The organism is Ectothiorhodosinus mongolicus (assembly GCF_022406875.1).
Classification (GTDB): Bacteria; Pseudomonadota; Gammaproteobacteria; order Ectothiorhodospirales; family Ectothiorhodospiraceae; genus Ectothiorhodospira; species Ectothiorhodospira mongolica.
On the sequence record NZ_CP023018.1, the window covers coordinates 1,821,689 to 1,835,459 of the forward strand.

Genomic DNA, 13,771 nt, shown 5'->3' on the forward strand with positions numbered 1-13,771 from the left:
CTGTAAGCCATGAAAAATAGCTCACTGAATCATGTCTATCGCCTGGTGTGGAATGCGGCCTTGCGGGTTTGGCAGGTAGCTTCCGAAATCACCCGTGGCCGCTCAAAAACCAAGAGCCGCCCCGCACGCAAGGTAACAACACTGGCTCAAATGCTGGCAGCAGGTGCATTAGGTCTCAGTGCCAGCGTAGCACTGGCGGAATTACCACAAGGGGGAAACATCTCTGCTGGTAGCGGGAGCATCGAGTCCAGCGTCCGAGATATGACGATTCGGCAGCAGTCCGATCGCATGGTGATTGATTGGCAAAGCTACAGTATCGGCAAAGATAATCGCGTGATCTATGATCAGCCCTCATCAGAATCGATCGCCCTAAACCGAGTGTTAGGAGGGGATCCCTCTGAAATACGGGGTTCATTGATCGCCAATGGACGTATTTTCTTAATCAACCCCAACGGCATCATTTTTGGTGAGAGTTCGGTGATTGATGTTGCCGGAATCGTGGCATCAACGCTCCATATATCCAACGAAGATTTCATGAGCGGTAATTTCACCTTTGAAGGCAGCTCCAACAGCCCCATCATTAACCGCGGCAACATCATGACCCAACAGGGCGGCATGGTGGTGATGATCGCCGCCAAAATTGAGAATGTGGGCCGTATCAATGTGCCTGGCGGCGATGTGCTTTTGGGTGCCGGCCAACGTGTCCGGCTCGATCTGGGTGGACCCGTGAAAATTGAGGTGGCAGGCCCCCTCGTTGATGCTTACATCAAAAACGGCGGCATCATCCGCGCTGATGGTGGCAATGTGGTGATGACCCTAGAGGCAGCTGACCAACTGGCTGGATTGGCCATCAACAACACAGGGATCATCCAAGCGCGCGGCATCGAAACCGGTGACGGTGGCACCATCCGACTCTCCGCAGGACAAGGCAAAATTGTTAACAGTGGAACCTTGGATGTCTCATCCGAAGGCGGCGCTGGCGGCACCATCGAGCTGGTGGCCGCTGAGGTGAATATCACCGAAGGCGCTGTGGTCGATGCATCCGGCAAGACCGGGGGCGGCGATATTTCCATCGAGGCCCCGATAGAGCCTCTGGTGGCTCTTGAGAAGACCGGTGGAAATGACTCTACCGTGGCGAGGGAGTCTGAATCCGTCGCGGGCAGTGATGGCGCTGAAATCACGATCCAATCTGAGTCGGTGGTTGTTATACAGGCCCGGTTGGATGTCAGCTCATCAAGCGGAGCCGGTGGTTCGTTGCGTATCGAGGCCGGTGGTATACAACTGGCGGGCGGCGATTTACGGGCTACAGGTGCCACCCAAGGCGGCACGATCGACCTCGCCAGCAAAAACCAGGCGATCAGCCAAAGCCAGTTCGATGTCAGCGGCAAGCAGTCGGGCGGTCAGATCGCCCTCAGCAGTGGCACTCGCGAAGAGAGGTTGCCGCAGCAGCCGCAAAACCCAGCCCCAGCACCCACCGCCATTATGATCAGCTCCAGCTCTTTGCGCTCAGATTCTGAGCTTGGCTATGGCGGCGACATCCGCATCAGTGCCGACCATCTCGGCTTGCTGGAAAGCAACACGGTCTCGGCCGATGGCGCCCTCGGTGGTGGCACGATCTTATTGGGTGGCGGCTACCAGGGTAGAGACGACAGCATCGCCAATGCCCAGCGCACCTTCATCAGCGCCGGATCCACCATCACAGCCAACGCCACCATGCAGGGCGATGGCGGCACCGTGGTTGTCTGGGCCGATGAAGCAACGCGCTACTTCGGCCACATCAGTGCCACCGGCGGTGAGCAAGGGGGTGATGGCGGGTTTGCAGAAGTGTCAGGCAAAGCCTTCTTGGATTTCAGCGGCACAGTTGATTTGACTGCGGTGGCGGGCAAGACCGGGACGCTGTTGTTGGATCCTTACAACATTACGATTCAGGAGGAGGGTCCTGATTCAAGCGCGCTAGAGTCAAGCCCGTTTACGGCTGCAGAAGACGATTCTATCCTAACCATTGCCACGCTTGTGGCGGCATTAGCAAGCAGTGATGTGATCGTATTCACTGGTGATGATGAAAGTGATGGAGATCAAACTGGCACCATTACCTTAGCGAATGATCTTAGTCTAAATACTCCGAGAAACCTGACCTTACAATCGAGTGAGTCCGGTGGCATCGTCTTGAATGCCAGTATTTCGAATATTAGCTCTGGCAATTTAAAACTCATTGCGGGAAATGTTGGGGTAACAATTACTCAGAATATTACGCTTGCCGGTGGCCGTTTCGAAATTGACTCAAAAGGGTCGGTCACCAGCGCCGAGTCTCTAACAATTCGAACCACCGCTGCAGAAAACACAGGCTTAGGGTCCGGCAATGTGGTGATTGAATCACACAGTGGTTCTATCTCGATTGCCAATATCGACACCTTCAGTGCCAAAAACAGTGGCGGTTCAGCTGGGGCAGGGGGTGGTGTAACACTCACCGCCAATGGACAACTGACGGTAGGTAACATCAATACTTATGGGGGTGATGCTGCTGGCGGTGCAGGCGGTGCAGGCGGTTCAGTAAATCTGAAAAGCACCACAAGCTCGGTGACGGTTGGCACAATCCAGACCTTCGGCGGCAAAGGTAATGAAGGTGTCGGTGGTGGCGGTGGCGGTGTCACCGTGACTACTGATGATCCCACGAATGGACGGGTGAGTTTGCAGGCGATCACGACCGATGGTGGCAACGTTGTAACGACTTTTGAGGGGAGCGCCACTTCTGGTACACAAGATAACGCTGGACCAGCCGGCCGAATCGTAATCGATTCCGCAGCTTTGATCAGTTTAGCAGGTAATGTGTCTGCGAAAGGTGGTGTTTCGGGAACAGGCACTGCGCAGGGCGGCAATATCACGATCAAAAATGATCTTGAGCTCGTTGGCGGTGGCCGAGTTATGACCACAGGTTCCACGGGTGGTAATTTTATTTTTGAAGGTACGATTGAATCGGAGACTGTCGATTCGGCCAGAGATTTGGAAATTAGTGCAGGTACTGGAACCGTTGTATTTAAACGGGCGATTGGGCTTGGCGATGATGAAAAACTTGAGCTCGGACTGATCAAAGTGCAAGCAAATGGAGGTATTACAGTTGAGGAATCAATCACAGCCCGTGGCGGTTTGGATTTTAGTACGGGCTTAGGAATGATTACTCTGGGTACCAGTTCTAACCCCATTGTTATTCATTCAAATCGTACTAATGCCGAAAACCAAGTAGGTCAAGGTGCTATTAAATTTTCAGGCCGAGTCACCCTATTCAATAACCTCACCATAACGCGTGGGCAAGGGACTGTTTCGTTCAGTTCAGGAAGCAGTAACAACATCACCGGTAATGGGTTTGATTTGACCATCAATGGCAGCGGATCAACCGGCAGCTCAAATGGTGATATCTTGATTTCAAGCGCAACCACTGCGATATCTGGTTTGGGCCACATTTCTTTGAGCAAGGTGGGTGACCTCATTATTGCTGGCCACATCACAGCGAGGTCATTAATTTATCAGGATGAAGGTACGGGCATCATTACGATCGGGTCGAGCAGTACCAGTGTGCGAACCTTTTCGGACCAACAAACGATTGATGGTCAGGACTATGCTGTATTTCTTAAAACAGCCGGTGAAATTAATATTCTGCGTGGCATTCAGGCCACCAACTCGGGTGCTGCCATTTTTGTCCAATCGACCCACAATGAACTTCGATTATCAGAAGCATTTTATTCCAGGGTTCTAACCAATAACGGCGATATCACGTTATCGGGTGTGGGTGTTTCTCAAGCGGTATCAAGTTCGGGAAACCAAATCAATGCGGGAACCGGTCAAGTTGTAATGGATGCGGGCGGTTCAGTGATGAGTCTAGGTGGTCGAGTCATGAGCACCTACGATGAATCAATAACCGGAAATGATGGCTTTGCAGTCTTGCTTCGCAATGCCAGTTCAATTGAGATTGAATCTGTAACCGCCACGACTGGCACACTCCAACTTGGCACCCCGTCCGCCAAATTGCCTGAGGTTACTGACAATGACGTTACCGGAAATGTGGCTCAGACGAACAGTACAAGCAATGGAATTTCGGTGAAGACCATTGCGGCCAACACAGGCGGTGATATTACCATTACAGGGACACAGAATAACTTTGATCACACCGGCTTGATTGAACTGAACGGTAAGTTAAATATTCAGTCAAACTTCGGTGGATTGAGCCTTTTGGGAGATATTACTGCAACAGAAATTAGGCTGGCTGCTGGTGGTGGTGCGTTAGCGTTGCATACATTCAATGTGACAACGACTCCTGTCCCGTCATCGCCACCTGAGGGTGCAGGTGATGGCTCCATCAAATTAATCGGACTGGGGGTCACGCAAGCGTCAGGCTCGATGATCAATGCGGGTTCATCACAAATCGAAATTGATGGTAGAGATGTCGGAACTTCATCGACCGGAAACATCGATCTTGCTGGACAAATTATTACCACCAACAACTCTAGTTCAGCGGTGAGAGTTTATCATTCAACGGAAACAGGAAGTTCTATTCGTATTGGATCTATTGCTGCCCAATCTGGTCAAGTGACGTTGGGTACTTCTGCCACCACTTTGTCGGGTTCGGGTTCTCGCAGTGGCACGATTTCGCAATATGCTGATAGTGACGAGACGTCCATGATTATTGATGCAGGGTCTTTACTTGTTGAAAGTCGAGGCTCTATAACTTTGAATAACAACAATCAGTTTGCGGATCTGATCGGGGTTCGTTACGGCGGAGCGGTTGATATCCGATCTATGGATGGTCTGAGGCTGCTCGGATCTGTCACAAACTATTTTAGTACTCTTCACTCTGTGAAGCTTGAAACGCTGGCGAGTGGCTCTGATGCTGCACTTTTAAACATCAATGGTCAAAATATTACTGCAAACGGGATCACGCTGTTGGGCCAAGGAGTCGGCTCAGGTGATTCACTTGTGGGTGGTATACAAAGCTCCGGCGGAATCCTGAATGCTAACAATGGAGCCGTATTAATCAATGCTGGGGATGGTTCGATTAACCTTACTGGCACCACCATTCGCACCAACAATGCATCCTCAACTTCTGTGCAACTTTTAAATACTGGCCCAGGTGGTCATGTTATTTTGGGTAACATTCAAGGTTCGACAACCAATGCCAGTATTGGCACTTTAGTCTTGGGTGGCGCGGGTGATGACAATATCCAAGGTACAGTGACACAGTCCTCCGGCACTATCATTACAGCTGCAGCAATTACAGGCAACACCACGGGCGCTGTAACCTTGGGCAACGATAACCTAATCCGCAGCAGCACAGCGGCGGGTGCTTTTGGTGAATTGAAAGCCTTTACCGCTGGTGGCGCTTTTGTGCTCAACAACGCGTGGACTCAAGGACTGCATATTACTGGGCCGGTCGCGGCTTCCAATGATTCAAATAATGCCAGCATGACCATCACAACAGGTGCTGATCAGCTTTGGCTCAAAACAGGTGCAAGTTTAGCGGGTGATGGTATTACTTTAGAGTCAAAAACAGCCAATGGATACATGACACTCCAAGGCGTTATCGATGCCAGAGCAGGTGACATCACGCTCACTGCTGTGGGCAATAATGCCAGCAGTATTTCAATTGAGCAGACAGGAGGTAGTCTCATCACCACGGGTGTGTTGCAAGGCAGCGGAGCAAATTCAGTTCAATTAACTCAAACTACTAACAGTGTTGCTCAACTGGGGCCGTTTAACCTAACTGCCGGTAATTTTGAGCTGGATAATTCTGCGCGGGAAAGCGAATTGACCATTGTGGGTCATTTAAGAACGACCGCCGGTAAATTGGATATCAAATCGGGCGGTGCCATCAATCAAACAGCTGGTGCCATCACTGCAGTCGATTTGCGAATTATTGCGGTTGGCGCTGCACTTCTTGGCGAGATAGGTAACGAGATCGGCAATATTTTGACGGTTTCAACCGGAGGTGACTTTACACTGTTTGACAGCACCTTGGGTTTGACCTTTAACGGTAATTCTGGTGGGGCAAGTTTTGATGGCAATGTCATAGCTACAGAGAATGGTAATGTCAGGATTACAACGCAGGGCGGCTCACTCAATATTGCGGCTAGCAACATCACAGCCACTGGTACCGGCAACATCATTTTATCCGGGGCGGGTATTGCGACGACCAACCCCTCGTTGATTGATGGCGGAAGCGGCACCATCACCCTTGATGGTGGCGGCAGTGCGATCCAGTTAGGCGGAGATTTGACCACGACTCATAATACAAACGATTCCGTTGTCATTCGTGATGCGTCATCGGTGAGCTTATCAAACGTGACTTCAGGAACTGATGGTTCGTTGACTTTAGGTGTTGAAGCGGGTGGTAAAGGTGTGGGTGCGGTGACTCAGGTTGTCGATACCAAAATCATTACGGGTAAGGTTTCCGCTTATGCATCACGTTCTTCGCGAGCAGCTATTTCATTGGCTAACATTGGAAATGAGTTTACCAAGCTAGGCAACATCACCTCAGCCGCGCTTAATCTGTATTCTAGTGATACAGCGGGTCTGACTTGGGCGGGTGATGTCGATGCCGAGGGTACGACTGATATCGTTAGCTTGGGTGAGTTGAACCTTGATACTTATAATCTTTTGGCGACGGGTTCAACACTCAATATCACCGGTGTCGGTGTGTCTCAAAGCACGGCGACCCGATCAGGGGCTTCTAATCCGAGCACGATTCAGTCTGCGACCGCTAATATCCAGGCGGGATCAGGCTCAATCAGCTTATTGAGCACCAATAATGATTTCACGGGAACGGTCCAGTTGTCAGCGACTGGTGCTGATGCAGCCATCCGTGATCGTAATGGTCTTGTTTTAGCCTCGATCATTCGTCGCGATATAAATATTGGCTTAGATACCGCAACAGGTATCACTGCCATTGCGGGAACGACTCTGCAAATTGCTCAACAGGCAATTGTTCGAACTGCTAATGCGAAAGTTGACTTAAGAGCACTAGGGGGCAATTTCCAAACTTCTGAATCCATTACAACTGAAGATGGTTTGATCAACATTGAGCAGGCTTCTGTGACTGACACACATGGATTGTCGGTTAATCATGCGTTAATCAGCACTAGCGGTAATATTTCACTTAGAGGCAACCAAGTTATTCACTCTAATGCCGGTATTCTCAGCACAGAAGGCCTTGGTGCGATAGATGTCACTGCAACATTGGCAGCCACAGGTGGAATCACGATGGTATCCGGTACCACCTATACGGCTGGTAGTGGTGGCATAGCACTGAATGCAGTGAATAACATCCAGTTAACTGAGGTGACGACTACTGGCAATGTGGCAATCAATTCATCGGCTGGCTGGATCAGAGATGTGAACAACAACACTGCCATCAATATCACCGCCGATTTGGTTAAATTGACCGCTGCAATAGGCATAGGTCAGTCGGCGACAAATAACCAAGAACTTAATCTATCAGTCAGTAAGTTAGTGGCCAGTACTGGCAATGGCGGCATTTTTGTCACCAATGATCAGGCACTGATTTTAGGCGATACCACTGAGGGGGGTATCAGCACTACCTCTGGGGGCAATATCAGCATTGTGGCTCTTGGTGATATCACGACTGAGGACACGATTGCTACTGGCGGCGCTAATGGCAATATCAGTTTGAAAGCCTTGTCAGGCGATGCGACACTCTCTAATGACATTATGGCGCATGGAACTGGAGTTTTGAGTTTGGTGACCGATAATGGCACGCTCTCGCAAAACGCAGGTGTTCTGACTGCTAATACGTTAACCGTGAATACCTTAGGGGACAGCACGTTAAACCAAGCCAACCAGATTACGCAATTAGGTGCTGTTGGAACTGGCAGTGGTGGTAATTTTGCTTTAACGAATGCAAGGCCGTTGACTCTAACGGGTGCTAGTGAGGTTGGAGGGAGTTATACCTTAGCTGTAACGGGTGCTTTAGCACTGGCATCGCAAAATATTACAGCGGTTGGCAACGTTAGCTTGACCTCAGACGGGTTGACTCAAACTGGCGGTACCGTCGATGCGGGCGCAAGTACGATTTTAATTAAGTCCGAATTTGTTGATATAAATTTGGCTGGCACTTTAACGACAACGAATGGCACATCAGATGCTATACGTATTCTGAGAACAGCTAGTGCGGTGCTCGGCAATATCAATGCCGAATCGGGTGGCTTGGTATTGGGGGCTAGCTCTAATCCGATTACAGGAATACTTTCACAAAATTCAGGTACTCATCTGAATGTGGGGCGGGTAACTGGCCATACTGAAATGACAGTCAATTTGACTGCGGCTGGCAACCAAATTCGTAATCTTGGCAGCTTCACGGCGGCTGGGTTTGGGTTAGTCACCAGCACAGCGTTAGATACATCAGGCACGCTATCTTCTTCGGGTGCGGTCAGTTTGAGAGCTACAGATAGTCAGCTAACTTTAGCGGGTGTTATTTCTGCTTCGGGTCAAACTCTTGGTTTGACGGCTAAAGGCATCCATCAAACCGCTGGAAACATTTTGGCTGCAGCCACTTCATTGACTGCCGCGGGTGATGTGATTGATCTGAACCAGTCATCAAATGACTTTACGGGTGCAGTGAGTATTACTCAAACGGGCGCAGGCAGCGTGACCCTTCGCGACACCAATGCACTGGAATTAGGTAGTGTTTCCGTGGGTGCCGGTCCGGTTACTTTGAACGCTGTCGGTATAACCCAAACTGGGGCATTTAGCCAAGCTGCAAACGGTGGGGCGGTAATTTTCCATGCTGGTGCCGGGGAGATTACATTAGCCAATGCAGGCAACAATTTTACCGGTTCGGTGGCTTTAAATAATTCAGGTGCGCATGCAATAGCGTTGACAAATAGCGGTGCATTAGAGTTAGGAGCGTCGTCAGTCGGCACCGGCGCAGTCACGCTGACAGCAACGGGGATTACACAATCTGGTGTATTCACCCAAGCAGCATCAGCAGGCCTGGTCACTCTCAACGCGGGTGCGGGAGTGATTGAGCTTGACGAAGCCAACCAGTTCACCGGTAATGTGTCGCTTAATAACAGTGGCAACAACAATGTGGTTATTAACAATGTTGGTGCATTAAGTTTGGCAGCCTCTGATGTGGGTAGTGGTACCTTATTGGTGACGGCAGCGGGTATTTCGCAAACAGGTGCGTTGGTTCAAGGTTCTAATGCCGGCCTAGCCACATTTAATGCGGGCGCTCATACCATTACGCTAAACAATGCCGGCAACGACTTTACCGGCGCCGTGTCTCTCAATAATTCTGGCAATCATGCGGTGGTCATTACTGATGCTAACAATATTGTTCTAGCAGAATCGGTTTTAGGTTCGGGGGCTTTGACAGTCAATTCCGTAGGCGTCAGTCAATCCGGCGGTATTGCCCACTCTGGCGATGCCGTGTTTAATGCCGGTGCGGGCCAAATTTCGTTGGCTGACCTTACGAATGCCTTCAGTGGATCGGTGGCGTTGAATAATTCCGGTGCTCATCTGATCGCGATTGAAAACACTAAGTTATTAACCTTTGCAGCCTCTAATTTAGGTTCTGGAACCTTGACCGTGAGTGCCGATGGTCTTGCCCAAACCGGCGCGATTGTTCAGGCATCGGGTGCAGGGCTGGCCAGTTTTGATGGTCGTGCTGCTGCGGTTAATTTAAACAATGCCGATAATGAATTTGAAATCGTGAGTGCGTCTAGCACTGCGGGTGGCATTACGGTGTTTGAAAAAGACGGCTTTGCCGTGCATACGCTCAATGCTGGTTCAGATAACGCACTGACCTTGCAATCGGGTGGTGCGATTACCACAGCTTCAGGTCAGGGTCAGATTACTGCAGGGGCATTGGTCGCTAAGACACTTAATGACGACGGTGCGGCTATTGCTTTGACCAATACAGCAAACAATGCCATGAGTATTAATTTGCAGGCACGCAATGCCGCCAATAATGCGAATGCCACCGGGTCAATTACATATGTCGACGCTAATGGTTTTGAAGTGGCAGGCCTGGCAACAGCCGTTAATGCTTTGTTCACAGCAGGTGGTTCGGTGACACAATCTGGCGTTGCAAATGTGGCTGGTTTTGGTCTGCAAGGAGCAGGTGGCTATGTTCTGGACAATGCAAGTAATCAGATTGCTACCCTAGCTTCGAGTGCAACCGGTAACGTCTTTGTGGTGTCTTCAACCGCTACAACAGTGGGTACCGTTAACCCCACAGGCATTAACACTAGTGATGCCGATTTTGCTCTGAAAGCCGCCAGTATTGTGATCAATGAGTCGATCAATGCCGGTACAGGCAATGTGTACCTAGAAACGACAGACTCTGCTACTGGAACGATTACACAGGCGAGTGGAAAAGGCATCACAGCAGAGGGTCTAGCCATTAAATCGGCGGGTAATGTGACTCTTACGGATACAGCTAATGCTGTCACTCAGTTTGCTGCCGATATCACTGAAAACAAAACCCTGAGTTATCGTGATGTTGACGGCATAACCATTGCGAATCTTGCAGATATTGCCACAGCGGGTAACAGCGTATCAGGCCTAACCAGTTTGGGTGCGAGCTCGGCGGTGTCGTTAAATGTCGGCGGCTTACTCACGCAGCAAGCTCAGGATGCAGTCATTAACATAGCCGGTGCTTTAACTATCGATACGACACGCTTTGATGCGGGTGATGTTGCCGTAACCAACACAGGCGCAACCAGCTTGGGTAATACCTTGGTTGGCGGCGACTTCACGTTAGATAGCACCGGTGTCATTACGCAAGTAAATGGTACAACTGAGGATAAAATCTTCTTGCGGGTTGGCGGTGAATTTATTACACCGAACGGTGCATTTACTGAGGCCGACAATAGTGAGAACTTTATTGGTATCGGCACTTCAACTGCAGAGGCGGTGCCTAACGAAATCCGTATGACAGGTGTTATTACCTTGTCGCTGAATGAAAATGTGCTAAAAGGATCGGCAGCCGGTCATACAGATATAGTCATTAATCTTAGTGATTTATCTGAGTCCAGTATTTTGGTAACCAGCGTCGATGGTGCGGCAACACTCACTCAACCGGCACAGGGTGACGCAATTGTATTAACTCAGGCAAATGAGATTGCTGGGCCTATTTCGATTACAACGAAAGGCACCTTTGTAGGAGGCGGAGCGCCGGTTGCAACAGGTATTAAACAAGAGGGCAGTTTATCAATAGCTAAGGACCTGCAATTAACTGTTCAGCAAACCACTGCGAATACCTTCCCTGATGCATCAACGGGCGTGGGCTTCATCAATTTGGGCACAGGTTCAAATAGCTTTACTGGTAACATTTCAGCAACGGCTATCGGGATGGATGTGATTCTAAACAATTCGGTGGCTACTCAATTAGGTAGCTTAAATGCTCGCGCTATTAAAATAAACAGTGGAAATGGGGCGATCACTCAAACTGGTGTGATTAACGCCGAAAGTCTATTGGTATCAGTTGCTGGGGCAGTTACCCTAACCGGTAACAACCAAGTCGGCACTCTAGCTGCGGCGAGTGTGGCTCGGTTTGATCTCACCAATGCTCAAGCCTTAACAGTGGGTAGTGTCGGCGACACGAACGGAATAACCTCCACTGGTAACGTTACATTGACGGCGGATGAGTTGACGATTGAACAGGTGATTTCAGCCGATGGTCAAACCGTTACCTTGAAGCCCTATACCGACGCAGTGGCGATTAATCTTGCGGGCAGTCCAGTTTCATCCGGTGATCTAAATATCACCTCGGAAGAACTGGGACGTATCACAACGACCAATCTGGTGATCGGCTCAGCTACAGCGGGTGCTTTTACGATTGATGCGTTGACTCGTGTAGGTACTAACCTGAGCTTAATCAATAACAACGACATATCTATTAAGGGTGCTTTAAATTTGGGTGCCGTAAACTTAGCGATTGAGTCAACGGGTGCCGTCACACAAACCGCTGCAATCACAGCTTCTGGACTCGGATTATCAGGCACGGGTCACTTTACGCTAACCAATACCGCTAACTCAGTGACGACCTTGGCGGGCGGCGATAGCACGACTCAGCTTGGCAGTCTGTCTTTCATCAACGCGGGTGAACTGACCATTGGATCAGTGAATCTGACGGGTATTACTGCAACGGGTGCGGTCGATATTTCTACGCGAACCGACGACTTGACGGTTACTGAAAACATTAGTGGCAGTTCCGTTGAGCTCCAAGCGGGGGCTTCAGAAATCGCAAGTACGACTACTGGCGGTAACGTGCACCTTTTGGGAACGACACCACCAACGATTTCGGCAACAAGTGGCAATGTCGTGCTCTATACGGGTAGCTTGAGTGGTAGCACAGGGGTGGCTGCTTTAGTCGGCAGTGGCAACTTCCGTTACAACGGCATACGTGGAACTTATGATTCTGGTCTTGCCGCTATAGGCAATACCGGCACCTTTGCAGTTTACCGTGAACAGCCTATTTTGACGGTAACACCTGGCACCGCTTCGAATCAGTATGGCGATACGCCAGATCTGACCTCTGTCACTGCCAACTTAACTGGGTTTGTGAATGGAGATGCCGAGGGTCAAGCGGGCATTAATGGGACAGCTGAGTTCACCACAACGGCCACAGATGCAAGTAATGTGGGTGACTACGACATAACCTACACCTCTGGGCTACTCAGTGCCATCGGCTATGGTTTTGAAAACAATACTAATATTGATGGCTTCAGTGTTACGCAGCGATCTTTGATCATCCAAGGAAGTCGAACATACGATGGCACCACGGTGGTGAACGCAGATCGTTTATCGCTAGAGGGTCTTGTCGTTGGTGAAGAACTTGGGCTCGAAGGAAGCTTGGAGTTGGTGAATAAGCATGTGGGCGGTCCGGTAGGGATTCAAAGTCTGTCAGGTCTGACCTTGTTAAATGGCACAAACGGCTTGGCGTCTAACTACCAACTTACCCTTGAAGGGGGTAACAATATTACTATTCTTCAGGCCCCATTGAGTGTCACAACCACGGATGTAGTGCGCCTCTATGACGGCAGTTTAAATGCAGCGGGTACAGCGATTGTTGTATCTGGCAGCAATACTCAGTTGTTTGGAGATGATAGCCTATCTGGTGGTGTGTTCACCTTCACAAACGGCAATGCTGGCGAAGGCAAGACAGTTGCCGTCAGTGGCGTGACCGTCAATGATGGCAATACTTCAGGTGTCAGCAACTACGATATTACGTTTGTGGACAACACCACCAGCACGATCACGCCAGCAGCGATTACGATCAGCACCAGTGATGTGTCTAAGACCTACGACGGTACGACGTCGGCGGCGGGCACGGCAGTGGTGACCGTGGGTACGCTATACACCAATGCCAGTAACAGCAACATTCAGGACCGCCTCTCCGGCGGCAGCTTTGCCTTCACCGACGCCAATGTCAGTCGTGACGGCAGTGGTAATGTACAAAGTAACAAGGTGGTAACTGTTGATGGTGTGACCATCGATGATGGTAATAGTGGTGGCAACTACACGATCACCTTCGAAAGCAACATTACCAGCACCATTAATCCGATCAGCCTGATCATCCAAGGTGGTCGTACTTATGATGGTACAACGGTGGTGAACGCAGATCGTTTATCGCTAGAGGGTCTTGTCGTTGGTGAAGAACTTGGGCTCGAAGGAAGCTTGGAGTTGGTGAATAAGCATGTGGGCGGTCCGGTAGGGATTCAAAGTCTGTCAGGTCTGACCTTGTTAAATGGCACAAACA

1 protein-coding gene is annotated in these 13,771 nt (G+C 50.0%); it reads left to right on the forward strand.

Annotated features, from left to right (window positions below; translation table 11 throughout):
• Positions 1 to 9: 9 nt before the first annotated feature.
• A partial coding sequence (locus CKX93_RS08930) for a filamentous hemagglutinin N-terminal domain-containing protein (RefSeq protein WP_240076654.1) occupies positions 10 to 13,771 on the forward strand: 13,762 nt, incomplete at its 3' end.